Annotated in this window: 24 protein-coding genes and 1 rRNA gene; 4 read left to right on the top strand and 21 right to left on the bottom strand. The window is 67.1% G+C overall.

Annotated elements, in window-relative coordinates:
* Positions 1-6: 6 nt before the first annotated feature.
* The 9 genes from DUGA2_RS25465 to DUGA2_RS25505 all read right to left on the bottom strand — a co-directional run bounded on the left by DUGA2_RS25465 (position 7) and on the right by DUGA2_RS25505 (position 11,174).
* Positions 7-951, bottom strand: coding sequence for an SMP-30/gluconolactonase/LRE family protein (locus tag DUGA2_RS25465; protein ID WP_070272215.1), 945 nt, complete (start codon positions 949-951; stop codon positions 7-9).
* Positions 952-955: 4 nt separating this feature from the next.
* Positions 956-1,945 (bottom strand): diguanylate cyclase domain-containing protein, encoded by a 990-nt coding sequence (locus tag DUGA2_RS25470; protein ID WP_070272216.1) that lies wholly within the window; start codon positions 1,943-1,945, stop codon positions 956-958.
* A gap of 71 nt (positions 1,946-2,016) precedes the next feature.
* Entirely contained in the window at positions 2,017-3,837 is a 1,821-nt protein-coding gene (locus DUGA2_RS34590) for a DAHL domain-containing protein (protein ID WP_141753386.1), read from the bottom strand.
* Positions 3,834-4,808: a cytochrome-c peroxidase gene (locus DUGA2_RS25480; RefSeq protein ID WP_083296474.1), complete on the bottom strand. Its 975-nt coding sequence runs from the start codon at positions 4,806-4,808 to the stop codon at positions 3,834-3,836. Before DUGA2_RS25480 ends, DUGA2_RS34590 begins: the two co-directional genes overlap by 4 nt.
* Positions 4,809-4,827: 19 nt before the next feature.
* Complete coding sequence (locus tag DUGA2_RS25485) at positions 4,828-5,721, bottom strand: sensor histidine kinase (RefSeq protein WP_070272217.1); 894 nt, start codon at positions 5,719-5,721, stop codon at positions 4,828-4,830.
* Between the two features lies 1 nt (position 5,722).
* Positions 5,723-7,909 (bottom strand): EAL domain-containing protein, encoded by a 2,187-nt coding sequence (locus DUGA2_RS25490; RefSeq protein WP_070272218.1) that lies wholly within the window; start codon positions 7,907-7,909, stop codon positions 5,723-5,725.
* A complete protein-coding gene (locus DUGA2_RS25495; RefSeq protein WP_070272219.1) occupies positions 7,906-8,310 on the bottom strand; it encodes a response regulator transcription factor in 405 nt (134 codons plus the stop codon). The genes DUGA2_RS25490 and DUGA2_RS25495 overlap by 4 nt, the downstream gene beginning before the upstream one ends.
* 60 nt (positions 8,311-8,370) lie before the next feature.
* Complete coding sequence (locus DUGA2_RS25500; RefSeq protein ID WP_070272220.1) at positions 8,371-8,985, bottom strand: response regulator transcription factor; 615 nt, start codon at positions 8,983-8,985, stop codon at positions 8,371-8,373.
* Positions 8,982-11,174, bottom strand: coding sequence for an ATP-binding protein (locus tag DUGA2_RS25505; RefSeq protein WP_070272221.1), 2,193 nt, complete (start codon positions 11,172-11,174; stop codon positions 8,982-8,984). The genes DUGA2_RS25500 and DUGA2_RS25505 overlap by 4 nt, the downstream gene beginning before the upstream one ends.
* Before the next feature lie 318 nt (positions 11,175-11,492).
* Between DUGA2_RS25505 and DUGA2_RS25510 the strand changes: the two genes are divergently transcribed.
* Positions 11,493-11,693 carry a hypothetical protein gene (locus DUGA2_RS25510; RefSeq protein ID WP_070272222.1) on the top strand — a complete coding sequence of 67 codons (201 nt, stop codon included), beginning with the start codon at positions 11,493-11,495 and terminating at the stop codon, positions 11,691-11,693.
* A gap of 57 nt (positions 11,694-11,750) precedes the next feature.
* Here DUGA2_RS25510 and DUGA2_RS34855 read toward each other — a convergent pair whose 3' ends face one another.
* Positions 11,751-12,314, bottom strand: coding sequence for an Hpt domain-containing protein (locus tag DUGA2_RS34855; protein ID WP_070272223.1), 564 nt, complete (start codon positions 12,312-12,314; stop codon positions 11,751-11,753).
* Positions 12,311-13,270 carry a CAP domain-containing protein gene (locus DUGA2_RS25520; RefSeq protein ID WP_070272224.1) on the bottom strand — a complete coding sequence of 320 codons (960 nt, stop codon included), beginning with the start codon at positions 13,268-13,270 and terminating at the stop codon, positions 12,311-12,313. The genes DUGA2_RS34855 and DUGA2_RS25520 overlap by 4 nt, the downstream gene beginning before the upstream one ends.
* A gap of 189 nt (positions 13,271-13,459) precedes the next feature.
* On the opposite strand from DUGA2_RS25520, the gene pssA reads away from it, so the two are divergent.
* A complete protein-coding gene (gene pssA, locus DUGA2_RS25525) occupies positions 13,460-14,215 on the top strand; it encodes a CDP-diacylglycerol--serine O-phosphatidyltransferase (protein ID WP_070272225.1) in 756 nt (251 codons plus the stop codon).
* Positions 14,216-14,217: 2 nt separating this feature from the next.
* Here the strand turns inward: pssA and DUGA2_RS25530 are convergent, their stop codons facing one another.
* The gene (locus DUGA2_RS25530; RefSeq protein ID WP_070272226.1) at positions 14,218-15,144 is read right to left on the bottom strand and encodes an aldo/keto reductase family oxidoreductase; all 927 of its coding nucleotides are present in this window, start codon (positions 15,142-15,144) and stop codon (positions 14,218-14,220) included.
* A gap of 167 nt (positions 15,145-15,311) precedes the next feature.
* Here DUGA2_RS25530 and DUGA2_RS25535 point away from each other — a divergent pair, with 167 nt between their 5' ends.
* Complete coding sequence (locus tag DUGA2_RS25535) at positions 15,312-16,655, top strand: EAL and HDOD domain-containing protein (protein WP_229214771.1); 1,344 nt, start codon at positions 15,312-15,314, stop codon at positions 16,653-16,655.
* Positions 16,656-16,781: 126 nt separating this feature from the next.
* Here the strand turns inward: DUGA2_RS25535 and DUGA2_RS25540 are convergent, their stop codons facing one another.
* The 9 genes from DUGA2_RS25540 to DUGA2_RS25580 form a co-directional block, all read right to left on the bottom strand.
* On the bottom strand, positions 16,782-17,927 hold the full coding sequence (locus DUGA2_RS25540) for a D-alanyl-D-alanine carboxypeptidase family protein (protein WP_008453065.1): 1,146 nt from the start codon (positions 17,925-17,927) through the stop codon (positions 16,782-16,784).
* A gap of 48 nt (positions 17,928-17,975) precedes the next feature.
* A complete protein-coding gene (locus DUGA2_RS25545; RefSeq protein WP_070272228.1) occupies positions 17,976-18,641 on the bottom strand; it encodes an alpha/beta hydrolase in 666 nt (221 codons plus the stop codon).
* Between the two features lie 17 nt (positions 18,642-18,658).
* On the bottom strand, positions 18,659-18,976 hold the full coding sequence (locus DUGA2_RS25550; RefSeq protein ID WP_008453060.1) for a ferredoxin: 318 nt from the start codon (positions 18,974-18,976) through the stop codon (positions 18,659-18,661).
* 52 nt (positions 18,977-19,028) lie between these two features.
* On the bottom strand, positions 19,029-20,192 hold the full coding sequence (locus DUGA2_RS25555) for a VanZ family protein (RefSeq protein ID WP_070272229.1): 1,164 nt from the start codon (positions 20,190-20,192) through the stop codon (positions 19,029-19,031).
* Positions 20,193-20,194: 2 nt separating this feature from the next.
* Positions 20,195-20,809, bottom strand: coding sequence for an ABC-type transport auxiliary lipoprotein family protein (locus DUGA2_RS25560; RefSeq protein WP_070272230.1), 615 nt, complete (start codon positions 20,807-20,809; stop codon positions 20,195-20,197).
* An 11-nt stretch (positions 20,810-20,820) separates the two neighbouring features.
* On the bottom strand, positions 20,821-21,759 hold the full coding sequence (locus DUGA2_RS25565) for an MlaD family protein (protein WP_070272231.1): 939 nt from the start codon (positions 21,757-21,759) through the stop codon (positions 20,821-20,823).
* Complete coding sequence (locus tag DUGA2_RS25570) at positions 21,759-22,616, bottom strand: ABC transporter ATP-binding protein (RefSeq protein WP_070272232.1); 858 nt, start codon at positions 22,614-22,616, stop codon at positions 21,759-21,761. The genes DUGA2_RS25565 and DUGA2_RS25570 overlap by 1 nt, the downstream gene beginning before the upstream one ends.
* The gene (locus DUGA2_RS25575) at positions 22,616-23,743 is read right to left on the bottom strand and encodes an ABC transporter permease (RefSeq protein ID WP_070272233.1); all 1,128 of its coding nucleotides are present in this window, start codon (positions 23,741-23,743) and stop codon (positions 22,616-22,618) included. Before DUGA2_RS25575 ends, DUGA2_RS25570 begins: the two co-directional genes overlap by 1 nt.
* Before the next feature lie 68 nt (positions 23,744-23,811).
* Complete coding sequence (locus DUGA2_RS25580; protein ID WP_070272234.1) at positions 23,812-25,284, bottom strand: B12-binding domain-containing radical SAM protein; 1,473 nt, start codon at positions 25,282-25,284, stop codon at positions 23,812-23,814.
* A gap of 412 nt (positions 25,285-25,696) precedes the next feature.
* Between DUGA2_RS25580 and DUGA2_RS25585 the strand changes: the two genes are divergently transcribed.
* Positions 25,697-25,814, top strand: a 16S ribosomal RNA gene (locus DUGA2_RS25585); the annotation flags it as partial.

The following is a 25,814-nucleotide window of genomic DNA, read 5'->3' on the forward strand; positions in this document are numbered from 1 at the left end:
GCTGCCTCAGTACGGCGAGCCGGTGACGTCCAGGTCCAGTTTCCAGAGGGCGCCGGCGCCGGTGATGTAGAGTGTCTTGCCGCTAACGCCGCCGAAAGCGGCGTTAGTCACATTGGCGTCCACCTTGATGGTGGCGATCTGCTTGCCCTTGGGCGTGAACACGCGCAGGCGCTTGTCGGTGTGCTCGGTGACGTAGATGTTGCCGTGGCAATCGACCGCCATGCCGTCCGGGATGCCCAGCGGGGACACCAGGTCGCGTCCCTGCTGCGGCTGTCCGTCGACGATGGCGTAGGCGCGCAGCACGCCTTGGTCGCCCACCATGCCGTTCACATACAGCACATCGCCTTTGGGCGACAGCGATACGCCGTTGGGGTTGATCAGCGTATCGTCCACCACCGTCACGCTGCCATCCACGGCCACGCGGTAGACGCGGGTCTGGTCCTGGCCGCCCGGCGCGGCGTCGCGCTGGAAGGCCGGGTCGCTGAAGTACAGCGTGCCGTCCCTGGCCATCGCCATGTCGTTGGGCGAGTTGAAGACATTGCCCTGGTACTTGCCCGCCACTTCGCTGCGCTTGCCGTCCAGCGTGTAGCGCGACACGCTCTTGTACTTGTGGGTGGCGGCCAGCAGCTTGCCGTCGTTGTCCACCGCCAGGCCGTTGCTGCCGCTGTCCTCGATCACCGTGCTGACCCGGCCCGCCGCGTCAAGCTTGCGGATGCGCGAAGGGAAGCCGGGGCCGAAGGTGAAGTCGGAAAAATACAGCGCGTCCTTGATCCAGACCGGGCCTTCGTACAGGCCGGGTTCCTTGCGGTCCGGATTGGCGGCGGCGATGCGCTGCGCCACCAGTTCGCCGGCGGGCGCCTTGCCGCTGCAGGCGGCGGCTTGCGACGATGGCGCCGCCGCCATGGTGGCGAGGGCGGCGGCGATACTCAGTACGGCGGTGCTTATCTTCATGGGTTCAGGCGGCATTCTCGGTGGGGCGGTGGATGATCACGCAGTCGCGGCCGGCGTGCTTGGCGGCGTACAGGCAGCTGTCGGCGGCGGCCAGCATGGCGGCGGCGTCGTTCAGGGTGTTCTTGTCGTAGGTGGCCACGCCTATGCTCATCGTCACGTGCGGACGGGTGGCGGCCGGCGCGTGCGTGATCGACAGCGCGGCGATGCGGGCGCGGATCGCTTCGGCATGCAGGGCCGCCTGCTCCGGGCCGGTGTCCGGCAGCACGGCGGCGAATTCCTCGCCGCCGTAGCGGGCGGCCAGGTCGGCCGGGCGTTGCAGCATGGCGGCGAAGGCTTCCGCCACCAGCGTCAGGCAGGCGTCGCCCTGCTGGTGGCCGAAGTGGTCGTTGTAGGCCTTGAAGGAATCGATGTCCATCAACAGCAGCGACAGCTGGCCGTTGTTGCGCTGGGCGCGGCGCAGTTCGCGGTCCAGCGCGACGTCGAAGTGGCGGCGGTTGGCGATGCCGGTCAGGCCGTCCACATACGATTGCGCGCGCAGCGCCTCGGCCTGGCCGCGCAACTGGCGCTCGCGGCCGACGGTGGTGCTGATGTCGCTCACCTCGATCAGGCAGTAGCGCTCCTTGCCTTCGGTGAAGGGCGTCACCGACACCGCCTGTTCGACGCGTTCGCCGCCCCAGGTGCCGGTCGGGTACAGCGGGAAGGGCGAACGGTTCAGCGCCGGCGACAACTGCTGCGGCAGCTTGCTCTGCATGGCGCTCTGCACCGCCTGCTCCAGGCGCTGGCCGCGCAGCTCGGGGAATAGTTCGAACAGTTCGCAGCCCTGCACGCGGTGGGCGGACAGGCCGGAGTGGCTGGCCAGCCACTGGTTCCACATGACGACGCGGCCGTTGGCGTCGAGCACCATCAGGCCCAGGTTGGCCAGCCCGAGCACGCGCCCGGACAGATGGGCGTGGCTGCCGGCGGCAGGCGGGGTGACGATCGTGTTTTCTTGCATGCGCTGTTTCCCTGGCGTGACCATGTATCGTGCCACGATTATAAGCGCAGCCGCGCCGCCGCCAGGGGTTTCTATGCCTCCGCCATGCGGTGGCTGATCGGCAGCGTCACGCGGAAGGTGCTGCCCTGGCCGGGCGCGCTCTGCACCTCGATGCGGCCGCAATGGTTTTGCACGATGCCGTAGGACAGCGACAGCCCCAGCCCCGTGCCCTTGCCGATGGGCTGGGTGGTGAAGAAGGGATCGAAGATGCGCGGCAGCACGTCGCCGGGGATGCCGCGGCCGGTGTCGGCGACCTCCACCCATACCTCGCCGCCCTGGCCGCCGGTGCGCACGGTGATGCGGCCGCGCTGCGGGCCGATGGACTGGGCGGCGTTCTGCAGCAGGTTCAGGAACACCTGGTTCAGCTGCGACGGCAGGCATTCGATTTCCAGGATAGGCGAGAACTCGGTATGCACGTCGGCCACCTGCGCCAGGTCGCTGCCGATCAGGCTCAGCGTCGATTGCAGCCCCAGGTGCAGGTCGCTCCATTGCCAGTCCTGCTCCGACTCCACGTGCGAAAACTGTTTCAGGTCCTGTACGATCTTGCCGACCCGGTCCATGCCGCCACGCGACTCGGCCACCAGCGCCGGGATGTCTTCCTTCAGGTAGGCCAGATCGACCCGGCTGCGGGCGTGCGTCAGGTGGGCGGCGGCCTCGCGCGGGGCCATGGCGAGCTCGGCCTCTTCGTAGGCGCTGAGCAGATCGAACAGATTGTCCAGGTAGTGCTCCAGCATGCCGAAATTCGACGCCAGGAAGGACAGCGGATTGTTGATCTCGTGCGCCACGCCGGCCGCCAGCTGGCCGATCGAGGCCAGCTTTTCCGACTGCACCAGCCGGCTTTGCAAGGCCTTGCGCTCGTTCATTTCCTGCTGCAGGCGGCCGTTCGCCTGCAGCAGTTCGACGGTGCGTTCCTGGACCCGGGCTTCGAGGTGGTCGTTGGCGGTCTTCAGTTCGGCGTTGACGCGGTTGATCGTGGCATGGCTGCGCACCAGCCGCAGCGCCGTGTAGCCCAGCAGGCCGACCAGCAAAGTCGCCAGCAGCGACAGCCAGATCCGGTAATTGTGCAGCTGCTGCACCGCCAGTTGCTGCCGCGCGCCCAGCAGCGTGCTGATGGCGTCGATGCGCGCGCCGGTGGGGGCGGCCGAGATGCCGGCCAGCAGGCGGGCGACGGTCGCTTCTTCGGCGATCACGGTGCGCACATGGGCGGACAGGATGTCGACCCGCTCCCGCAGCGCGGGGGAAACGCGGGCGCCGGCGGCGGCCATGTCGGCCATTTCGATTTCGATCTCCATGACGCCGCGCTCGGACGGCGCGGCGCTGTAGACCAGCGTGGCCAGCAGCACCCGGTTGGCGGCGGCTTCCACGTGTCCCATGGCCTCCAGCCGGTGGTCGCGATTCTGGTTGGCCAACGCGCCGATGTCGTCGACCGCGGTCGGCAGGAAGCCCAGCGAATTGTTCAGCACCGAGTTGTGCGATTTGAACGTTTCCATCAGCGCCATCTTCTCGTGCAGGGCTTGCCGGTAGGCGGCCAGGGCGGCGCTGACCGGCGCCGACGGCGCGTCCAGTTGCAGATGCAGCGCCTCCAGCGCTTGCAGCGGACTGACCAGCGGGTCGTAACTGTGGTTCAGGCCGACGCGCGACTTCAGCGCATCGAGTTCCCACTGCGCGTCGAGCTGGCGGATCTGGCGCAGCAGCGCGACGTTGGCGAAGTAGTCGTTGTTGTCGTAGCCGAGGCTGCGCGCATAGAGCACGCCCAGCAGGCCCGCCAGCAGCAGGCACAGCAGCGGGAGCGGCAGCATCAGCCGCCGCAGCCGCCGCCGCAGCCGTATCAGGCACAGGTGGGAGGCGTTCATGGCTGCTCCGTCGGCACGCTGTTCAGCGTATTCAGAAAAAGGATGATGGCGGCCTTGTCCTGCTTGCTGCCGTTGCGGCCCAGCTGGAACTTGAACATGACGTCGATCGCCTGCTCCAGCGTGGCGGCCGAGCCGTCGTGGAAGTAGGGGCCGGTGCGCGCGACGTTGCGCAGGCTGGGCACCTTGAAGACGTGCAGGTCGTCGGTGTTGTGCGTGACCATGTAGCGGCCCAGGTCGGCGTCGTTGACGCCGCCGCGGCTGGCGAAATAGTCGCCCATGACGCCGAATTTCTGGAACATATTGCCGCCGACGTTGACGCCCTGGTGGCACGACACGCAGCCGTACTGCTTGAACTTGGCGTAGCCGGCCTTTTCCGCATCGCTGATGGCGTTGGGGTTGCCGCGCAGGTACTGGTCGAAGCGCGCGTTCGGCGTGATCAGCGTGCGTTCGTAGCTGGCGATGGCGTTGCGCACATTGGCCACCGTCAGGCCGTCGCGGTAGGCGGCGGAGAAGCCGCTGCGGTAGCCGGCGTCGCCCGTCAGCTTGCCCATGATTTCCTTCCAGGACGATCCCATCTCGACCGGATTGCTGATCACCATGTCGATCTGCGCCTCCAGCGTGTCGGCGCGGCCGTTCCAGAACTGCCGGAAGTTCAGCGCGGCGTTGAGCACGCTGGGGGTGTTGACCGCGCCCAGCCTGCCCTGGAAGCCGCCCGAACGTTTCCGCACATCGCCGCCGCCGAGCGCGATGTTGTGGCAGCTGGCGCAGGAGACGGCGTTGTTGGTCGAGAGCCGGGCGTCGTTGAACAGGCGCTTGCCCAGCGCGGCCTTGGCGGGGTCCTGGTGCAGCGACAGCGGCACCGGCTTGATCGGTTCGTCCAGCGGCGCGGCGGCGGCGGCGAGGGCGGCGGCGAGGGCGGCGGCGGCCAGGCACAGCGGGCCCAGGCGGCGGTGGGTCGGGGACAGGCGCATGATGTTTTCCTGTGGCGGTTCAGGCGGCCCGTTGGCGGCCGCTGGCGTCGCGCCGCTGGGGCAGTACGACGCGGAAGGAGGTGCCCCGGCCAAGCTCGGAGCTGACCTCGATGCGACCGCCATGCTTGTGCACGATGTCGCGCACCAAGGCCAGGCCGAGGCCGGTGCCGTGGCCGGCCGGCTTGGTGGTGAAGAAGGGTTCGAACAGGCGCTCCAGGTGGTCGGGGGCGATGCCGCTGCCGGTGTCGCTGACGCTGAACCAGACGGCGTCGTCGCCGGCGCCGGTGCGCAGGGTGATGCGGCCGCGCCCCGGGCCCAGCGCGTGGGCGGCGTTGACGACCAGGTTCATCACCACCTGGTTCAGCTGCGAGGGCAGGCAGTACACCGGCGGCAGCGTGCCGTAGTCGCGGACGATGTCGGCGCGGTGGCTGAGCTCGCTGCGCAGCATATGCAGCGTGGCGTCCATGCCGCGGTGCAGGTCGACCGCCTGCCATTGCTGGGCGTCGTCGCCGCTGTGCGAGTATTCCTTCAAGTCCTGGACGATCTGGCGCACGCGCAGCATGCCGTCCAGCGATTCCTGCACCAGTGCCGGCAGGTCGCCGGCGTCCTGCCGCGCCGGCAGCCGCGCCAGCAGCGGCTGCAACTGCTCTTGCAGCATTTCCAGGTTGGAGCAGACGTAGCCGACCGGGTTGTTGATCTCGTGGGCGAGGCTGGCGGCGATCTGGCCCAGGCTGGCCATCTTGCCGGCCTGGGCCAGCTGGCGGCGGCTCAGGTCGAGCTGATGCTGCAAGGTGTGCAGCTGCTCGTCGTAGCGGGCGTAGCTGGCGCCGATGGCGGCGGTCAGCGCGCTGGCGTCGGGCTCGGCGGCGCCGGGGCCGAACAGGCTGAGCTGGCGAGACAGCAGCGCGTGCATGTCAGCATGCTCCGCTGGCCGACAGCGTAGCCGCAGCCGTTGCCGGCGCCGCCGCGCCCTCCGGCTCGGCCAGGCCGTGCAGCTGCCAGTAGTGGCGGAAGGCGGCGCGGATGTTGTCGCGCAGCGTGCGGTTGTCCCAGGGCTTGGTGTAGAAGCGGTACAGGGCGCCGCGGTTGATCGATTCCATGATGGTCTTCAGGTCGGTGTAGCCGGACAGGATGATGCGGAAGGTGTCCGGGTACATATGCTTGATCTTGTCGAGCAGGTCGGTGCCGCTCATCTCCTCCATGCGCTGGTCGCACAGGATCAGCTGCACCTGGTGCTCGGCCAGCAGCTTGAAGGCCTGGGCCGCGCCGTTGGCGGTCAGCACCCGGTAGCCGTCCTGGCGCAGCAGGCGCTGCAGGGCGGTCAGCACGTGCGGCTCGTCGTCGATCAGCAGCAGCGTGCGCTCGGGCGCGTTGCCGGCGTCGGCCGGCAGTTGCAGGCGGATGTCGTCGCACAGCATCTGCTCCATCTGCGCCGCCGGCAGCGGCCGGCTGAAGTAATAGCCCTGGATCTGGTCGCAGCGATGGCGGCCCAGGTAGGCCAGCTGGGCCGCCGTCTCCACCCCTTCGGCCACCACGTCCAGCTTCAGGCTGTGGGCCATGGCGACGATGGCGTCGACCACGGCGGCGTCGTCCGGGCTGCTGGTCACTTCGCGGATGAAGGCGATGTCGATCTTCAGCGTGTCGACCGGGAAGCGCTTCAGGTAGGCCAGGCTGGAGTAGCCGGTGCCGAAGTCGTCGATGGCGATGCGCACGCCCATGGCGCGCAGCTCGGCCAGCGTGGCGGCGGTGCGGCCGATGTCGTCCATCAGCGCGCTTTCGGTCACTTCCAGCGACAGCAGGGCGGCATCGATGCCGTGGCGGGCGATGGCGGCGGCCACCGTCTGTTCCAGCTTGGCGTCGGCGAACTGACGGCTGGCGACGTTGACGGCGATCGGCAGCGGGCCGTTGGCTAGCTGGGCCCAGGCGGCGATCTGGCGGCAAGCCTCGTCGATGGCCCAGGCGCCGACCTGCACGATCAGGCCGCTGCGCTCGAGCAGCGGAATGAACTCGCCCGGCGACACCCGGCCATGGCCGGGCCGGTTCCAGCGCAGCAGCGCTTCGGCGCCGACGATGCGGCCGCTGCTGATCTGTACCTTGGGCTGGTAGTGCAGTTCGAACTCGCCGCGCACGCAGGCTTCGCGCAGCGCGTGTTCGAGCTGGTAGCGGCTTTGCGCCTGCTGGTTCATGGCGCTGGTGAAGTAGCAGCAGCGGTCGCGTCCCTCCTGCTTGGCCTGGTGCAGCGCGATGTCGGCATAGCGTATCAGCGTGGCGACGTCCTCGGCGTCGCCGGGACAGGCGGCGATGCCGATGCTGACCGTCAGCGTGGTCGGGCCGGCCGGCAGCTCGAAGGGCTGGTGCAGCATGGTGCGGATCTGGTCGGCGAACGCGCTGGCCTGCTGCACCTGCTCCAGGGCCGGCAGCAGCAGGGCGAACTCGTCGTTGCCCAGGCGGCCGATGGCGGTCTGCGGCGGCGCCAGCGCCTTCAGGCGCTGGCCGAACTGGTGCAGCAGGATGTCGCCGGCGGCGTGGCCCAGGGTGTCGTTGACGGCGGTGAAGCCGTCGAGGTCGACCAGCAGCAGCGCGCTGGCGCCGGGCCAGGCCGCCACCAGCTGGCGCTCCAGCGTTTCGGCGAACAGCTGGCGGTTCGGCAGGCCGGTCAGGCTGTCGTGGCTGGCCATGCGGCGGCCGTAGTCGCGGCTGCCGGTGTAGAGCAGCCGCACCTCCAGCAGATTGCGGATGCGCGACAGCAGCTCGCTGTAGTCGCAGGGCTTGCTGATGAAGTCCCTGGCGCCGGCCTCCAGCGCGCGCAGCTTGTAGTCCGGCTCGGCCGACATCACCAGCACCGGCAGGTATTGCTCGGTCTCGATCTGGCGCAGGCTGTCGAGCACCTGGAAGCCGTCCATGTCCGGCATGTTCAGGTCGAGCACGATCAGGTCGTAGCGGTGCTGGCGGTACAGCGCGGCCACGGCCGGGGCGTCGCTGGTGGCGCTGACCGCGGTGTAGCCGGCGCCGGCCAGCAGGTGTTCGAGCAAGATGATGTTGAGGGGCTGGTCGTCGACGATCAGGATCTTGGCGCCGTGCAGCGGGGTGGTCTGGTTCATGGACGTGAGCCTCCGGTGGCGGACGCCACAGCCCTGCCGCAGGCGGCGGCGATGGCGTCCAATAACAGTTGATCGTTGACGGGTTTGCTGAGATAGGCCAGCGGCTGGTGCTGCAGTGCGAGCGCCTGTTCGGCCGGGGTCTGGTGGCCGGTGATCAGGATGACGCCGACGTCGGGCGCCTGCTGCGCCAGCCGGACTTGCACCTCCAGGCCGGACAGGCCCGGCATGTGCACGTCCAGCACCACGCAGCAGGGATGGCCGTCGTCGAGCGCGGCCAGGAACTCGGCGCCGCCGGCGTAGGCGCGGGCGTTGACGCCGGCGGCGCGCATCAGGCGCAGCAGCGCCCGGCGTATCGCGTCGTCGTCGTCCACTACGGCTATCCAGGGCGTTGAGGTATCCATGGATGCACGATATCGCGGCGGCGCGAACGCGGCTATTGGACCTTGGGCCAATACGGCCGGCTAGTGTTGTTGCCGCGCCCGGTCGACCAGGCGCACCAGCGCGGTCAGCGAGCGCACTTGCATTTTCGCCATCACGCGCGCGCGGTGCACCTTGACGGTTTTTTCCACCGTGCCCAGCTGGGCCGCCACCTGCTTGTTCAGCAAGCCTTCGACCACCAGGTTGAGCACCTCGGTTTCGCGCGGGGTCAGCGTGGCCAGCCGCGCGCGGATCTCGCCCAGCTCGGCGTCGCCGCTGTGCGCGGCCCGTTGCTGGGCCAGCGCCGCGTGGATGGCGGCGATCAGGCGCTCGCCGTCGACCGGCTTGGTCAGGAAATCGGCGGCGCCCAGCTTGATCGCGCGCACGCCGGTGTCGATGTCGCCGTGGCCGGTCAGGAAGATGATGGGCAGCGTGCTGGCGCGCTGGCCCAGCGCCTGCTGCAGCGCCAGTCCGCCCATGTCGGGCATGGACAGGTCCAGCACCAGGCAGCCGTCGGCCTGCTGCGGCGCCATGTCGTCGAGGAAGGCCTGGGCGCCGGCGTAGGTGTGCACCGCGAAGCCGGCCGCGCCGAGCAGGCGCGACAGCGCTTTCAGCACGGCCGGCTGGTCGTCGACCAGGAACACGCGGCCGGCGCTCACGGCGCGCTCCCGCCGGCGCCGGCTGCCATCTGCGCCAGCGGCAGGCGCAGGTGGAAGCTGGCGCCGCGCTCCGGATTGTTCTGCGCCCACAGCGTGCCGTGGTGGGCGGCGGCGATGCTGCGGCAGATCGACAGGCCCAGCCCCATGCCGCGCGCCTTGGTGGTGTAGAAGGGGTCGAAGATGCGGGGCAGTATGTCCGGCGCGATGCCGGCGCCGTGGTCGATCACGCTGAACTGCACGGCGGCGTCGACGCGGGCCACGCGCAGCACGATCACGCCGCCGGCCGGCTGGGCGTCGCAGGCGTTCATCAACAGGTTGATCAGCACCTGCTGCAGCTGCACCGGATCGGCGTCGACCGCCAGGCCGTCCTCGCCCAGCTCGGCGCGCACGGCCAGGCCGTGGTTGATCAGGTCGTTGCGCACCAGGCGGACCACGCCGATCACCAGCGCGTTGGCGTCGAGCCGCTGCGGCGGCGTGTCCTGCTTGCTGAACAGGCGGCGCAGGCGCTGGATGATGTCGCCGGCGCGCTTGTCCTCGTCGACGATGTCGGCCAGGATCTCGGCCAGCTCGGCCAGGTCCGGCGCCGGCTGGGCCAGGAAGCGCTGGGCCGCCTGGGCGTTGCTGAGGATGGCCGTCAGCGGCTGGTTCAGTTCGTGCGCCAGCGCGCCCGACAGCTCGCCCAGCATCGCCACCCGCGACAGGTGGGTCACTTCCTTCTGTTTTTGCAGCACGTCCAGTTCGGCCTGCTTGCGCGGGGTGATGTCGAGCGAGACGCCGCGCACCCGCAGCGGCCGGTCTTGGGCGTCGTGCTCGACGCTGCCGTGCGAGCCTATCCAGCGCTGCCCGCCGCCCGCCAGCAGCACGCGGTATTCCATGTCGTAGCGCGGCGTGCCGTGCATGGCGTTGTCGAGCGTGCGCTGGACGGCGGCGCGGTCGTCCGGATGCACCTTGGCCAGCAGGTCGGACAGCGTCAGCTTTTGCGTGGGACTGAAGCCGAACAGCGCGCGCCACTGGTCCGAACCCCAGATGTCCTGGCTGTGCAGCTCGCGCGTCCAGATGCCGAGGTGGGCGGCGTTGGCCGCCAGCGCCAGGCGCTGTTCGCTCTCGCGCGTGTCGGCGCGGGCGCGCTGCACGCTGAGGGCGGCGTCGTGCAGCGCCATGCCCAGTTGCTGGGCTTCGCGGAAATGCAGCGGCGGGATGGGCAGCCGCTCGCCGCCGCCGACCGCGCGCGCCGGCGCCACCAGCGCCTGCACCGAGCGGGCGATGCGTCCGCCCAGCAGCCACGCCAGCGCCATGCCGGCGCCCAGCGCGGCGATCGTCACCGACACCAGCCAGGCCAGCGTGTCGTACAGCCCCGCCGTCAGCTCGGCGCTCGGGATGCCCAGCACGGCGCTCCAGCCGGTGCGGGCCGAGCGGCTGTAGACCACGTAGACATCCTGGCCGTCCAGGGTGCGCGAGGTCAGCCCGGATTCGCTGGCGCCGGCCAGGTGCTGGCGCAGCGTGGCGTTGACCTGCTGGCCGGCGTACTTGGCCAGGTCGTGCGAGCGCGTGACCACCCGGCCCTGGGTGTCGAGCACGCTGGCGCGCCAGTTGGGCGGCAGCTTCTGTTCGGTGAGCACATGCAGCAGGCGCTCCGGCGTGAGGATGGCGTTGAGCGTCATGACGATGGCGCCGTCGCGCACCACCGGCACGCCGACGGTGCAGATGGGCTTGCCGACCACCGGCCCGACGAACATGTCGGACACGCCGGGCTGGCCGCTGGCCAGGATGCGCTGCAGCAGCGGCGCCCGCCCCAGCCTGGCCAGCGGCGCGCCGAACGGGCGGCGGGTCGACAGCAGCAGCGTGCCGTCGGTATCGATCAGGACGATGCTGTCGGCGCGCAGCTTGCCGACCAGGCCGCTGGCGCGCTGGTGGAAGCCGCCCAGGTCGCCGCTCAGCAGCATGGCGGAGGACGACAGCGCCTGCAGCGCGAGCTGGGTGCTTTCGATGTCGTGGTCGGTGGCGGCGATCACGGCGCGGGCGCGGCTGACGGTGTGCTCGATCAGCTGGGCCCGCTCCTTGTGGTAGAAATTGACGATCAGGAAGCAGGCCACGGCCGCCACTGGCAGGATGCAAGCGACGACCAGCAGCGCAAGACTGGCGCGCACGCCGGGAGCGTGTTTCCAGGTCGGGGCCGGCTCGGAGCTCATGGCGTGTGGGGCGGTGTCAGCGGCAGGAAGGCGATGCTATGGAATATAGCGCCCGGCCGCAACGCAAGTCACGACAAATCGCTATCGGATGTTGCCGTCTGGACTCACTATCATTTTCAACTTTTCCATAAAAAAATTTTTCCTCATTCGGCGGCGGGCGTCGGGGCTTGGAACGCCGCCGGATTCGGGGCTTTCGACGCATGTGGCCGCCACGCCGAACCTGCTATCATGGATTCGTTGAGAATTCTCATACATGGGATATTCCGCTGAAGTAATCTTGCAACGTTGACCTGAGCACTGCCTGGAAAGGAGGCGATCGTGGAACCGACACAAGAGAGCGTACCGGATGGTGGCGCCGCGCCTGCGGACCCGGTGGCGCCTGCGCCCGCCCGCACGCGGCAGACGCTGCCACCCAAGGGCGCGTGCTGGTATTGCGACAAACCGTTGGACAATGTGCGCCGCTTCTGCGACAAGGAGTGCGCCGACGCCTTCGACGAGGAAAAGGAATACACCCGCTGAGCATCAGCTGAGTATCAGCTGAGTATCCGCCGGGCGTGGCCGTTGCTGCCGCCGCGCTCAAGGCGCCGGGCCGCGCCGCAGCCGCGCCAGCGCCGCATCGAAATCGAACTGCTGCGCCGCCGCCGTCACTTCCTCGAACACTTCCGCACCCAGGCTGGCCGTCAGCGCCGCCGCCGACTGTTCCAGCACATCGATCGCCGCACCGTCGCCGTCTTCCAGCAAGCGCGCCAGGTGCTGTACCAGCATGGGCTGTGCGGCCGCCGGCGCCGGCGCCGCGGCCGCGCCATCGGCCTGCGACAGCAGCTGGTCGATCGCGCACAGCAGCCGCTGCAAGGCCTGTTCCAGCGGCGCCAGCGGCAGCGCGCAAGACGCCGCCTCCAGTTGCGCCGCCACCTGCTGCAACTGCTGCGCGCCCAGCATGCCGGCCGCGCCCTTGAGCGTGTGGACGATGCGCAGCGCGCCGTCGCTGTCGCCGCCGGCCAGCGCCGCGCGGGTCTCGGCGGCGGCGCCGGCGTAGCGCTGGCGGAAGCGGCGCAGGATCTGCACGTACAACACCTGGTCGCCCATCAGCTGCTGCAGGCCGCCGGCCTGGTCCAGCACCTCGGCGTCCGCGCCGTTCATCGCGTGGTGAACGACCAGTTGCGCGTCACCGGCACGCCGGCCACCACGCCGCTGAAGCTGACGTCGTAGACGGTGGCGCTCTTGAGCGGCGCCATCGGGATGATGGCGGCGGCCGTCTCGGGGGTGTCGGCGTCGTTGGCGTGGCTGAGCAGGCGCGCCGCCAGCGCGGCGCCGCCGCGCGGCGCCACCGTGAAGCTGGACACCGTCACGCCGAGGCCGCTGCGGATGGTGTCCGCATGCACGCTGATCGGGTAGCCGACCTCGTTCTGGCCCGGCACCGGATCGGGCGATTCGCTGTCGCTGAAGAAGTTGACCGGCACATTGGCCTGGCCGGCGATCGGGTAGTTGGCGAGGCGGCCGGCGCCGAGGCCGGGGCCGTAGCCGCCCACGGCCGTCAGGTCGGCGGTGAAGTAGGTGTAGTTGGCGCTGGTGGTGGCGGCGCCGGTGCCGATTTCCTTGAAGATGGGCTCGAACATCACGAAGCGGTGGTAGATCGCCGTGATCAATTCCTCCGCCTGGTAAAAGCCGGACGGGTTGCTGGTGGCGGAAATGACTTCGCCGATGGCGTACGGCAGCGGGGTCGGGTAGCCGGCCTTGCTCAGGCGATTGAGCAGCGTGGTGCCGGTGTAGCCGGGCAGGCCGGGCGTCTGGTCGTGGGTGACGGTATTGTTCTGGCGCTGGTAGTCGGAATGGCCCTGGGCCGCCAGGTCGATGCTGGCGTTGCGCGCCAGCTTGGACAGGCCCAGCATCGTGCGCCGGTAGTTGATCCAGTTGTAGCCGTCCAGCGCGGTGCTGCCGGTGAAGGCGGGGGCGCCCGGCGCCTGCGTCAGGTCGACCGGCGCGATGGGGGCGCCGCCGCTGGCGGTGCCGCCGCCACCGCCGCCGCAGGCCGACAGCAGCGCGGCTGCCAGCAGGGCGGAAAGCATGAGGGCGCTGTGTCGGCGGTCGGTGATCATGGAAACTCCTGTAGGGTGTGCCGCCGGGCCGTGGCTGGCTGTTCCAATTCTATGCCAGATTCCAGTCCGGCAGCACCCGGTATAAGCAGAGGGCGAGCGGGTAAAATGGTAAGCTTGCAGCTTGGCGCGGTCTCGTTGCGCCGTCCTTTTTTGATTGCCTCCAATTTGAAGCCACTACACCATGCGCGCGTGCAGCGCGCCAAGTTCGCCCTGCCCAGCCTGGTCACGCTGATGTCGATCGCCTGCGGCTTCGGCAGCATCGTCATTTCGGTCGACAACGCGCTGATCGGTTCCGCGCACGATTACCGGCTGGCCGCCGTGCTGCTGGTGCTGGCCGGCGTGTTCGACGCGCTCGACGGCATGGTGGCGCGCGCCACCAACACCACCTCGGAATTCGGCATGCAGCTCGACTCGATCGCCGACGTCATGAACTTCGGCTGCGCGCCGGGCCTGCTGTTGTATTGCTACGGCTTCGTGCAGCTGGGCGCGCACGAGCCGGCGCTGCTGCGGCTGGGCGGCATCGCCAGCTTCTTCTTCGTCGCCTGCGGCGCGCTGCGGCTGGCCCGCTTCAATGTGAACGTCGGCCGCACCGATCCGCGCTATTTCGTCGGCATGCCGATCACGGCGGGCGCGGCCTGCGTGGCCTCGGTGGTGGTGGCCTGGCCGGACCCGGCGGCGAGCACGCTGCACGGCGGCCTGATCGTCGCGCTGCTGTTCGCCGTGGGCAGCCTGATGGTGTCGACGGTGCGCTTCCCCAGCTCCAAGCAAAAGAAAAGCTGGACCGCGCTGGCCGTGCTGCTGATTAACCTGGGCCTGCTGGCCTGGCTGCAAGCCATGTATTTCGCGCTGTTCTTCGCCGTGTACATCGCCGCCACGCTGGCGCTGAACCTGGCGTGGAAGCAGGGCTGGCGCGGCATCGCGCCGCCGGTGCTCTACGAGGACTGAGCTCAGGCCACCTCGTGGCCGCGCGCCGCGCGCAGGATGGCGAACCACTGGCTGCGGCTCAGGCTGAACTGGGTCGCCTCCACCGCCTCGGCCACGGCCTGGATGCGGCCGGAACCGGTCAGCGGCAGCGGCCGGCTCGGCAACTGCATAATCCACGCAAACACCACGCTGCCGAACGGGCGTTGCAGCTCGTCGGCCACCTGCTGGATGGCGGCCCGCACGCGGCTGCCGTCGGCGTCGTCGCGGCTGAACAGGCGGCCGCCGGCCAGCGGCGACCAGATCATCGGCGCCACGCCCAGGTCTTGCAGGCCGTCCAGGGTCTCGTCGAACATCGGCGCCACGTGCAGCGGCGAGAACTCCACCTGGTTGGTGGCCAGCGGAATGCGGCGGTTCAGGCTTTCGAACTGGTGGCGGCTGAAGTTGGACACGCCGAAGTGCCCGACCTTGCCGGCCGCCCGCAGGCGCTCGAAGGCGGCGGCGACCTCGTCGAAGTCCATCAGCGGATCGGGACGGTGGATCAGCAGCAGGTCGAGGTGGTCGGTGCCGAGCTGGCGCAGCGAGTTTTCCGCCGAGGCGATGATGTGGCTGGCGCTGGTGTCATAGTGCTGGATGGTGTGCTCCGGCCGCGCCGGGTCGACCAGCTTGATGCCGCACTTGCTCACCAGCTGCATGCGCGCGCGCAGCGACGGCTGTAGCGCCAGCGCCTCGCCAAACACCGCCTCCACACCGTAGCCGCCGTAAATATCGGCATGGTCGAAGCTGCTCACGCCCATGGCCAGGCATTGCTCGATGAAGCTCACGCGCTGCTGCGGCGTCAGCTGCCATTCCTTCATGCGCCACATGCCGGCCACGATGCGCGACAGGGTCAAGCCGCCTTTGCTGGTGGCGATGGACGGGCAGGACAAATCGGTCGGCGGGGCGTAGCTCATGGTCGCACTTTCTCGGTGGGGAAGGATGCGGAGATTATAGCGACAAGCTTGTAGCTTAGTTACATCGCAGGGCGTTTATCTGGCGATCAATTTTTTGGCGGGGAGCGTTTACGGTCCGGTTTTTCATTGTATGATCGAAACACCAAGCGGAGATGGAGGGCAAGCACGTGGGCTTTTTATCGTTTCTGAAATCCAAGCCGGAACCCGCGCCAGCCGCGGTCAAGGCCGCTGCTGTGCCGTCCGCCGCGCCGCCGATGGCCGCGCCGTCCGCACCGGATCCCGAGGGCGATCCCGAGGCCATCGTCGCCCGCGCCGAGATCGTCGACGAACACCACCGCCTGTGCGGCTACCGTTTTTCCGTGCCCTTCGGCGGCAACCGCGCGCCGCTGCCGGAACCGGTGCTGATCGAAACCCTGGTCGCGGCCCGCCTGCCGCAGTTCGCCCAGAACCGCATCGCGCTGGTGCAGCTGAGCATGGACGCCGTGGTCTTCAACCGCCATCTGCCGCTGGTGGCGCCGCACACGGTTTTCCTGCTGGACCGCAAGGCCGGCGACTTGCCGGTGGAACAGATTGCCGGCCGCATGGCGGCGCTGCGCGAAACCGGCTGCAAAGTGGCGCTGCGCGGCATCTCGCTGGACGCGGCCGACGCGCCGCTGCTGGCCGTCTGCGATATCGCCATGCTGTACCTGGGCGAACATACGCTGGCCGAATTCCAGTCCCTGATCAAGCAGCTGCGGATGCGCTATCCCGACATGAAGATGGCGGTGGACGGGGTCGAGACGTGGGACGAGCAGCGCATGTGCATGTCGTGGGGATGCAATTACTTCCTCGGCCACTTCCTGACCACCAGCGACAAGGTGGACCCGGACGCCAAGGTCGACCAGAGCCGCATGACCTCGATCGAGCTGCTGAACCTGCTGCGCACCGACGCCGAGTTGCCGGCCATGATAGAAGTGGCCAAGCGCGATCCCGGCATGACTTACCAGGTGCTGCAATGGGCCAACGCGCCGAGCAACGGCCAGACCACCAAGGTGACTAGCCTGCAGCAGGCCTTCATGGTGTTGGGCCGCAACCAGCTGTACCGCGGCCTGACGGTATCGATGTTCCGCCTGGGCGGCGGCGCCAACAAGGCGCGCGACGAATCGCTGTTGGAAGTGGCGCTGACCCGCGCACGCTTCCTGGAGACTTGCAGCACGCTGCCGCAGTCCAAGCGCGACGAGCTGTTCCTGGTGGGCTTGCTGTCGCTGTTCGACGTGCTGCTGGGCGTGCCGATGGCCAGCCTGGTCGACAAGATGCACTTGTCGGACGATATTCGGGATGTGTTGCTGAGCAGCGAAGGCGTCTACGGGCCGTATCTGATGATGGTGATGCTGCTGGAGCGGGACAAGGTCGACCGCGCGCTGGAGATCGCCGAAAAGCTGGGGCTGGACATGGATGGCCTCGGCCAGGTCGGCCAGGCGGCCTTCAAGTGGGCGCAGGAATCGATGCAGCACACCAGCGGCGACGAATAAAACAGCGGGGGTCAAGTCTGACATTCGAAACAGCGGGGGTCAAGTCTGACATTCGGACACGAGCGCTGCCGTAACGCAAATTACGGCAGCGCTCGTGTCCGAATGTCAGACTTGACCCCCAGGTTTTTACTTCAGCCAGAGGCGGATCGAATCCCAGGCGCGGCCGAAGATCGAGGCTTGATCGACGGTTTCCAGCGCCACCACCGGCAATTCCAGCAGCGGCTTGCCGTCCACCATCATCTTCAGCGAGCCGACGCGGCTGTTCTCGGCCAGCGGCGCGACCAGCGGATCCTTGCGCTCCAGCAGCGGCTTCATCTTGGCGGCCACGCCTTTCGGCACCGTCACCAGCACGTCGTTGGCGAAGCCGATCTTGACCACGCCTTTCGAACCCTTCCAGATTTCAGGCGTCGCGATGGCCTGGCCCTTGGAGTACAGCTTGACCGTGTCGAAGTTCTGGAAGCCCCAGTTCAGCAGCTTCTGGCTTTCCTGCGTGCGCGACTGGTCGGACGAGGTGCCCAGCACCACCGACACCAGGCGGCGCTCGCCGGCGCCGTTCGGACGGTGCGCGGAGGCGATCATGCAGTAACCGGCCGCTTCGGTGTGGCCGGTCTTCATGCCGTCGACGGTCGGGTCCAGCCACAGCAGGCGGTTGCGGTTCGGCTGGGTGATCTTGTTGTAGGTGAAGCTCTTGACCGAGTCGATCTTGTAGAACTCGGGGAAGTCCAGGATCACGCGCTTGGCCAGCACCGACAGGTCTTGCGCGGTCGAATAGTTCTCCGGGCTAGGCAGGCCGTGCGGGTTGGCGAAGCGGGTGTTGGTCAGGCCCATGCGCTGGGCTTCCTTGTTCATCATCACCACGAAGGCGGACTCGTCGCCGGCGACCGCTTCGGCCAGCGCCACGGCGGCGTCGTTACCCGACTGCACCATCAGGCCGTACAGCAGGTCGTTGATGCTGACCGGGGTGGCCGGGTCGATGAACATCTTGGAACTGCTGGAATCGACCTTCCACGCCTTGGTGGAGACGTTGACCATCTGCTTGAGGTCGATCTTCTTGTCGCGCAGCGCGCCGAAGGTGACGTAGGCCGTCATGATCTTGGTCAGCGAGGCCGGCTCGATGCGGGCGTTCGGGTCTTGCGAGGCGATGATCTGGCCGCTGGTGGCGTCCAGCAGCAGCCAGGACTTGGCGGCGATGGTCGGCGGAGGCAGGGTTTGCGCTACGGCGGCGGACATCAACATCACACTGGTGGCCAGTGCCGCGATAATTTTTTTCATGGGTTGCTTTGTTCGGTGAAAAGTTAAAGGCGTAAGGATTATAGGGCGTTAGTCGGCGCTTGCGGTGTCCGTTTCCATCTCGGCAACATCGGTGCTGCGGTGCCACAGCTGCGTCACCCAGCCCTTGATGTGCTGCAGTTTGCGATGGAAGAAGTGGTCGGCGCCGGGGATCACGATCACCGGGATGTCCTGCGGGCGCAGCCAGTCCAGCACGTCGATCAGCGGGATGGTGTCGTCGTTTTCGCCGTGGATCAGGATGGTGTCGGCCGGGATCGCGGCCATTTCCCATTTCTTGGCGGCGGCGCCGACCAGCACCAGGCGCTCGGCCGGCGTGCCGGCGGCGGCCAGGCGCTGCGCCAGCTGCGATTGCACGAAGGTGCCGAAGGAGAAGCCCGACAGCGCCACCGGCAGGCCGGGATACTTGGCCGTCATCCAGGCGTGCAGCAGGGCCATGTCGTCGGTCTCGCCGTGCCCATGGTCGTGCACGCCCTCCGAGGCGCCGACGCCACGGAAGTTGATGCGCGCCACCACGTAGCCCAGGTTGACGAAGGTGCGCGCCAGCGTGACGGCGACCTTGTTGTCCATGGTGCCGCCGTACAGCGGGTGCGGATGGGCCACCAGCGCGACGCCGCGCGGTGCGCTCTTCGGATAGTCGAGGATGCCTTCCATTTGGCCGGCGCCGCCGGCCAGGGTGAATTTTTCGTTCTTGTTCATTTGCTGTGAAAATGCGTTCAGATTTTGAGACGGTCGACAACCTTGCCCTGCACCAGATGGGTATCGATGATTTCATCGATGTCGCTGGTGTCGACGTAGGTGTACCAGGTGCCTTCCGGATAGACCACCAGCACCGGGCCTTCTTCGCAGCGGTCCAGGCAGCCGGCCTGGTTGATGCGGACCTTGCCCTGGCCGTTGATGTTGAGTTCCTTGCAGCGCTTCTTGGCGTGCTTCTGGGCCGTTTCCGCGCCGTGGTCGCCGCAGCTGTTGCGGCCGTCGTCACGCTTGTTCATGCAGAAGAAGACGTGGTGTTTGAAATAGGGTGTATCGCTCATCGCTGTATCTCGGGGGTAAGGGGTAGCCGCTATGATACCCGCTAAGGCTTAGTCACGGCTTATTGAGCTTGTGAGAAGGCAGCCACAGGAACCAGACCGCGAAGAAGGGCCACAGAAGGGTCAGGAACTGCGCCGCGCCGTTGAAGTTGAGGAACTTGCCCTGCACCCAGGTTTGCAGGGTGGCCACGAAATACGGGTTGGCCGGCGTGGTGTTGACGATCACCAGGCTCAGCAGCAGCGTGGTGACGGCCAGCCGCCGCTGCGCCACGTGCGGCGCGAACGTCAGGCCGGCCAGCATGATGGCGCCGATCAGGAAGCCGCCCTCGGCGCCCGGCGTCACCCAGACGAAGGCGTTTTCCGGCGAGAACAGCAACGCCGTCGCCAGCGCCTTGACGACGATGGCGGCGACGATCAGCGCGCACACCAGCAGGCCGCGCGGGGCCGGCTTGCGCAGCAGGCACAGCAGGGTCAGCGCCGCGCCCACCATGCCGCAGGCGGTGATGATGGTTTCCGACAGCCAGTATTGTTCCACCGTCAGGATGGCGTCCGGCCGCACGTAGCTGGCCAGGTCGATCTCGGTGTCGAGCAGCTGCGACAACCAGTCCGACAGGATGGGCAGCAGCTGGCCCAGGCCGAACAAAAAGCTTTGCGGATACATCTGCGCCAGCGGCCACAGCGCCAGCAGCACCAGGCCCTGGCTGGCGTGCGGCGCGAACCAGGCCTGGCGCAGGCGCTGCAGCTGGCTCTGGCCGAGCAGGCGGCGCACGGTCAGCACGCCGATCACCGCGCCCATCGCGCAGCCGGCGGCGTTGGTGTAGAAGTCCAGGTTGGAGGAGACGCGGCTGGGCAGGTAGGTCTGCACGCCCTCCATCAGGCCGGAGATCAGCAGGCCGCTGGCGGCCGCCATCAGCCAGGCGACGACGCCCTTGAAGCGCGGGTACAGCGCGTAGACGATCAGCGTACCGAGCGGCAGGTAGCCGACCACGTTGATGACGGCGTCGAACTTGGTCCAGTAGCGCGGCATGCTGGTGGTTTCCAGGAAGATCAGCGGCGACAATCCCTGGTTGTGCCAGCCCGAGAACGGGAACCAGCTGGCGTAGACGATCAGCAGCACGTAGGCCAGCAGCGCCGCCCGCGTGAACGGCGACGGCTTGCTGGCCGGTTCCGGGATCGGCTTGCCGGGCGCCGGTGGCGCGCTGGTCGGAATCTCGGCCATGCCTACTGCGGCGGCAGTGCCGCCAGCCACGCCAGCACGTCGGCCGTGACGGCGTCGGTGGCGTCGGCCAATGCGCGCGCGCCGCCGGCGGCGTCCGGGCTCGGGGCCGCGCTGCTGCGGGCGAAGGTCTTCTGGTCGACCAGCTTGTGGTTGCGGAACAGCGAGGCGCGCAGGTTGACGATGCCGGTGCTGCTGGTGGCGCTGTCGAAGTTCTGCGCGAAGTCGTTGACCTCCATGCGCAGCACGGTGGGGCTGGCGGCGGCGTCGGTGGTCGACAGTACCTTGACGCCGGCCTGCGCGATCTGTGCCTTCATGCGCTGGGTCATCAGCTGGAACGGCGTGGCGGTCCACTGGTTGTAGGCGTAGGGACGCGACTGGCGCGCATCGGCGTACAGCAGGCGGTATTGCATGCGCTCCGTGTCCAGCGCGGCGGGACCGACGATGTCGGCCACGATGATGGCGCCGATGGCGGCGCCGGCCTTGGCCTGCGCCTGCGGCAGCGGGCCGAAGTCGTACTGCGCGGTGGACTGGCCCTTGCTGGCGCAGCCGGACAGCAACACAGTCATGCCAACGGTGGCGGCAAGGACGGCGATGGCGTTACGGATAGCGGAAGTCATCTCGGTGATCCTTATTTGGACGAAGCGGAAAAGCCTTCTTCGCCGGGGCCCGGCGGGGTGCCGGGCGAACCGAAGATCAGGCTTTGCGGACGGTCGTTAATCTTGTTCATGGTCTTGCGCAGCGCGCGCATCGAAGCCTTGGTGTCGTCGGACAGCGAGTTCACCTGCGGCAGCGTATCGAGCTCGATGCCGCCGGCCACCGCCTCCACCGAGCCGCCGATGCGCTCGGCCGTGTTGGCGATGCGGGCGATCGGGCCGTCCGGCGCCTGCAGGTTTTTGACCATGCGGTCGGCGTCGGTGGCCAGCGTGTTGAAGGAGTTCAGCGTGTGCTGGGTTTGATCGGCCAGCGCCGGCAGCTTGGCGATGGTCGGTTCCAGCTTGGCCGGCAGCTCGCGGTAGGCGTTGGCGGTGGCGCTGACGTCGGAGAAGGCGGCCAGGATGGTCTTCTGGTTCTCGGCGCTGAGCAGGGTGTTCAGCTTGCGCGTCACTTCTTCGGATTGCGTCAGGATTTCCTTGCCGCGTTTTTCCAGCTGGTCGAAGAACCCGGCGCGCAGCGGGATGCGGGCCGGGTTGTCGCTGTTGGTGGCCAGCAGCGGCGAGCCGACCTTGTCGTCGTCGAGCTGGATGAAGGCGATGCCGGTCACGCCCTGGTAGCCCAGCGTGGCGAAGGTGGTCCTGGTGATCGGCGCGTCGGTGTTGATGTTGAGGGTGACGAGGATCAGGCCCGCCACCTTGGGATCGAAGGCGATGCTGCCGACCCGGCCCACTTCCAGGCCGCGATAGCGCACCGGCGCCTGCGGGTTCAGGCCCGGCACCGATTGCGCGGTGGCGATGACGTAGGGCGCGCGTTCGACGCGGTCGCGGTTGAACCAGAGGCCGAACAGGATGGCCGCGATCAACAGCGTGATCGTGAAGAAGCCGGTGGTCAGTGCGTGGGATCGGTTTTCCATCAGTGGTGCTCCGTGTTGGTTTTTTCGTCCAGCGCTTCCAGCGCGCGGCGGCCGCGGTCGCCGAGGAAGAACTCCTTGATGAACGGGTGGTCGATGGTCAGCAGATCGCGCAGCGGGCCAAGCGCGATCACATGTTTTTCGGCCAGCACGGCGATGCGGGTCGACAGGGCGAACAGCGTGTCCAGATCGTGCGTGACCATCACCACCGTCAGCCCCAGTTCGCGGTGCAGCGATTTGATCAGCGAGACGAAGGCTTCGGACAGGTCGGGATCGAGGCCGGCGGTGGGCTCGTCGAGGAACAGCAGCTTGGGTTCCAGCGCCAGTGCGCGCGCCAGCGCCACCCGCTTGACCATGCCGCCCGACAGGTCGGACGGCATCTTGTTGGCGTGCTCCGGTCCCAGGCCGACCATGTTCATCTTCAGCAGCACGGCGTCGAGTATCAGGTCTTCGGGCAGCACGTGCAGTTCGCGCATCGGCTGGGCGATGTTGTCGAACACCGTCAACGCCGAATACAGCGCGCCCTGCTGGAACAGCATGCCCCAGTGGTTGCGCAGCTGCTGCAGCTGGTCGGAGCCGACTTCGCTGATGTCTTCGCCGAACACGCGCACGCAGCCGCGCGCCGGCGTCTCCAGGCCCAGCATCTGGCGCAGCAGCGTGGTCTTGCCGGTGCCGGAGCCGCCGACGATGGACAGGATCTCGCCCTGGACGATTTCAAGATTCAAATCCTGGTGCACCACGGTGCGGCCATACTTGGTCCACAGGCCGGTGATCTCGACGATGGGCACACTGCCGTCCAGCGTCAGTTCGCCGTTGCCGGGGCCGCAGGCTTTTTCGGGGATGAGCGCGTGGCTGACCATCAGAACCCCACGCCGCTGAACAGGATCGCGAACACGGCGTCGGCCAGGATCACCGCGGTGATCGCCGTGACCACCGAGGTGGTGGTGCCGCGGCCAAGGCTTTCCGTGTTCGGCTTGATGCGCAGGCCGAAGTGGCAGGACACCAGCGCGATCAGGATGCCGAACACCATGCCTTTGCCCAGGCCTATCATGTAGTTCGCCAGCGGCACCGCTTCGGGCAGTTTGAGCGCGAAGTATTGCGGCGACAGATTCAGTTCGACCTTGGCCGACACCATGCCGCCCAGCAGCGCGATGGTGTCGGTCCAGATCACCAGCAGCGGCATGGCGATCGCCAGGGCCAGCACCTTGGGCATGATCAGGCGGAAGCCGTGCGAGATGCCCATCACCAGCATGGCGTCGAGTTCCTCGGTCACGCGCATCACGCCCAGCTGCGCGGTGATGGACGAACCGGAGCGGCCGGCCACCAGGATCGCCGCCAGCAGCGGGCCCAGTTCGCGGATGATGCTCATGCCGAGCAGGTTGACCAGGAAGATGTCGCCGCCGAAGTTGCGCAGCTGCTGCGCCGACAAATAGGAGAACACCACGCCGATCAGGAAGCCCACCAGCGCCGTGATGCCCAGCGCCTGGAAGCCGGCATGGAAGATATTCGCGGAGATTTCCTTCCACGGTCCGCGCATGGGAGCGCGCAGGAAGCGGCCGAGGTCCAGCGTGACTTGGCCGATCAGGCGCACGAAGGCGGCCAGGTGCTGGAAGAACAGCAGCATTGCGAAGCCGAGCTTCATCACCCACGTCAGGCGCTGCGCGCGGGCGCGCGGCAGTTCGAGCTTGCCGGTGGTTTCAAGGCGGTTGAAGAATTCTTCCTGGCCGGGCGCCAGTTGCAGGTCGGCGGGGCGGGTCTTGCCCCAGGCGTTCCACAGCAGCTGGGCGCCGATGTGGTCCATGCTGTCGATCGCCGTCAAATCCCATTTAATGTTGTCGGCTTTGAGCGTCTTGATCAGGGCCGTGATGGTGGCCATGGTCTTGCCCTGCGCCAGAGCGTGGACTTGCCAGGTGCCGCCCGCAGCGACCGAGGGGCCCTTGGCAGCGCCGGGATTGAGAGTGAGGGTGGGCTCTTTGGCAATAGGCATTCCGTCAGTTTAAGGGAGTTTCGCCCCGGCCGCTACCTATGGATGTACGCCGGCGTGCGCTGGCTCGCTCAGGCAGCCAGCCTGCGAGCCTGGCGCTTGGGTGCCGGCGTCTCGACGGGTTTCGGCTTGGCGCCGGCGTAATCGCTGGCCAGCAGGGCTTCGGCGGCGTCCTTGGCCATGCCCTGGGTTTGCAGATACCTGGCCACCATCGCCACCAGCCGCTCCAGCGCGATGCGGTGGGTGGCGTCGGTGTTCGCGTACAGCCAGTCGGAGAAGGCCATGAAGCTGCCGAAGGCGTCGTCGCCCAGTAGCACCGGCAGCGTGTGGCCGAAGCGGCCGGAGTTGGCCACCAGGTCCCAATAGCGCGCGAAACGCACCAGGCGCTGCATGGTCGGGAAGTCGATGTCGCGGTTGGCCAGGATGGTGTAGGGCGCGTAGGGCTCGAACACCAGCCCGTATTCCTGCGTGTGGCGGATGATGGGCGTGCCGCGCAGGCGCTTGAGGATGCCGAACTGGATCTCGTGCGGATTCAGCGCCCACAGCTTGTTGAAGCCTTCAGCGAAGCTCGCCACCGTTTCGCCGGGCAGGCCGGCGATCAGGTCCACGTGCATGTGGGCGTTGGAGTGGTCGGTCAGCCAGCGGATGTTGTCGGCGGCCTTCTGGTTGTCCTGCTTGCGGCTGACCAGCGTCTGCACCGCAGGATTGAAGCTCTGGATGCCGATCTCGAACTGCAGCGCGCCGTGCGGGAATTTGCTGATGCCCTCTTTCAGTGCATCCGGCAGGTGGTCCGGCACCAGCTCGAAGTGGGCGTAGACTGGGTCGTCCGGGTTGGCTTCCAGCTTATCGAGGAAGAACTGCATGATCTTCAGGCTGGTCTTGATATTCAGGTTGAAGGTGCGGTCGACGAACTTGAACAGCCGTGCACCGCGCGCGTGCAGCGATTCCATCTCCGCCAGGAAGTTATCCAGTGCGAACGGCCATGCCGTCTTGTCCAGGGCAGACAGGCAGAACTCGCACTTGAACGGGCAGCCGCGCGAGGCTTCCACATAAATGGTGCGGTTCTTGATGTCGTCGTCGGTGTAGAGCGAGTAGGGCAGCTTGATCTCGGCCATCGGAGGCTGCACGCCGGCGTGGATCTTCATCAGCGGCTTGGGGCCGTTGAGGATCTCACCGCACAGCTTGGGGAAGGTGACGTCGCCCCAGCCGGTGATCAGGTAGTCGGCCAGCTTGACGATCTCCTGTTCATTCGATTCGTAGGACACTTCCGGCCCGCCCAGCACCACCACGACATGCGGCGCCACGCGCTTGAGCATCGCAACGACTTTGGTGGTTTCTTCGACGTTCCATATATAGATGCCGAAACCGACGATGCGCGGCGCATGCGCCAGGATGCGTTCGACGATCTCGGTGGTCTTCGCGCCGATGACGAATTCCTGCAAGCGTGTTTGCTCCTGCAGCTCTCCCATATTCGCTAATAGATAGCGCAGTCCCAGCGAGGCGTGGGTGTAGCGGGCATTGAGAGTAGTGAGCAGAATAGACATGACGTGCTTATGTTTCGGTGAAACCGCTATTTTACCCTTGCCAGTGCGCTGGCCCTTTGCTATAGTTCGCCTCCCCGCAAAACGCAGCATGCAAATGCAGCGAAGAGCAGGAAAAAAGAGGGTTGACGAAAACAGCGAAACGCTTCATAATCTTCCTTCTTCGCAACTGACAAACACAACGCTTTGTCAACGGTTGCAAGCAGTACCGAATTGAAGTTCTTTAAAAATTAACAGTCGATAAGTGTGGACGTTTGATGGAAGTGCACAGCAGGCTAGTCCTGCTGATACTTAAAATATCAAATGTTCACAAGAAGTAATGAAATAGGCGCTACGAAAGTAGTGGCCTGTCAGTATTTTGAGTGAGCGACCCGTCAGCAATGACGGTGGCAGAAATGCCAAATAAACAGAGATTAAACTGAAGAGTTTGATCCTGGCTCAGATTGAACGCTGGCGGCATGCCTTACACATGCAAGTCGAACGGCAGCGCGGGGCAACCTGGCGGCGAGTGGCGAACGGGTGAGTAATATATC

It is taken from the genome of Duganella sp. HH101, from assembly GCF_001758795.1.
In the GTDB taxonomy this organism is placed as follows: domain Bacteria; phylum Pseudomonadota; class Gammaproteobacteria; order Burkholderiales; family Burkholderiaceae_D; genus Rugamonas; species Rugamonas rivuli.

Coding starts and splice junctions, on each gene's coding strand:
- DUGA2_RS25495 (WP_070272219.1), bottom strand. CDS start 8,310: ATGGATACCTCAACGCCCTGGATAGCCGTAGTGGACGACGACGACGCG.
- DUGA2_RS25555 (WP_070272229.1), bottom strand. CDS start 20,192: ATGGCCGAGATTCCGACCAGCGCGCCACCGGCGCCCGGCAAGCCGATC.
- DUGA2_RS25580 (WP_070272234.1), bottom strand. CDS start 25,284: ATGTCTATTCTGCTCACTACTCTCAATGCCCGCTACACCCACGCCTCG.
- DUGA2_RS25520 (WP_070272224.1), bottom strand. CDS start 13,270: ATGATCACCGACCGCCGACACAGCGCCCTCATGCTTTCCGCCCTGCTG.
- DUGA2_RS25465 (WP_070272215.1), bottom strand. CDS start 951: ATGAAGATAAGCACCGCCGTACTGAGTATCGCCGCCGCCCTCGCCACC.
- DUGA2_RS25560 (WP_070272230.1), bottom strand. CDS start 20,809: ATGACTTCCGCTATCCGTAACGCCATCGCCGTCCTTGCCGCCACCGTT.
- DUGA2_RS25470 (WP_070272216.1), bottom strand. CDS start 1,945: ATGCAAGAAAACACGATCGTCACCCCGCCTGCCGCCGGCAGCCACGCC.
- DUGA2_RS34855 (WP_070272223.1), bottom strand. CDS start 12,314: ATGAACGGCGCGGACGCCGAGGTGCTGGACCAGGCCGGCGGCCTGCAG.
- DUGA2_RS25545 (WP_070272228.1), bottom strand. CDS start 18,641: ATGAACAAGAACGAAAAATTCACCCTGGCCGGCGGCGCCGGCCAAATG.
- DUGA2_RS25480 (WP_083296474.1), bottom strand. CDS start 4,808: ATGCGCCTGTCCCCGACCCACCGCCGCCTGGGCCCGCTGTGCCTGGCC.
- DUGA2_RS25575 (WP_070272233.1), bottom strand. CDS start 23,743: ATGCCTATTGCCAAAGAGCCCACCCTCACTCTCAATCCCGGCGCTGCC.
- DUGA2_RS25485 (WP_070272217.1), bottom strand. CDS start 5,721: ATGCACGCGCTGCTGTCTCGCCAGCTCAGCCTGTTCGGCCCCGGCGCC.
- DUGA2_RS25565 (WP_070272231.1), bottom strand. CDS start 21,759: ATGGAAAACCGATCCCACGCACTGACCACCGGCTTCTTCACGATCACG.
- DUGA2_RS25540 (WP_008453065.1), bottom strand. CDS start 17,927: ATGAAAAAAATTATCGCGGCACTGGCCACCAGTGTGATGTTGATGTCC.
- DUGA2_RS25550 (WP_008453060.1), bottom strand. CDS start 18,976: ATGAGCGATACACCCTATTTCAAACACCACGTCTTCTTCTGCATGAAC.
- DUGA2_RS25490 (WP_070272218.1), bottom strand. CDS start 7,909: ATGAACCAGACCACCCCGCTGCACGGCGCCAAGATCCTGATCGTCGAC.
- DUGA2_RS34590 (WP_141753386.1), bottom strand. CDS start 3,837: ATGAACGCCTCCCACCTGTGCCTGATACGGCTGCGGCGGCGGCTGCGG.
- DUGA2_RS25570 (WP_070272232.1), bottom strand. CDS start 22,616: ATGGTCAGCCACGCGCTCATCCCCGAAAAAGCCTGCGGCCCCGGCAAC.
- DUGA2_RS25530 (WP_070272226.1), bottom strand. CDS start 15,144: ATGAGCTACGCCCCGCCGACCGATTTGTCCTGCCCGTCCATCGCCACC.
- DUGA2_RS25505 (WP_070272221.1), bottom strand. CDS start 11,174: ATGAGCTCCGAGCCGGCCCCGACCTGGAAACACGCTCCCGGCGTGCGC.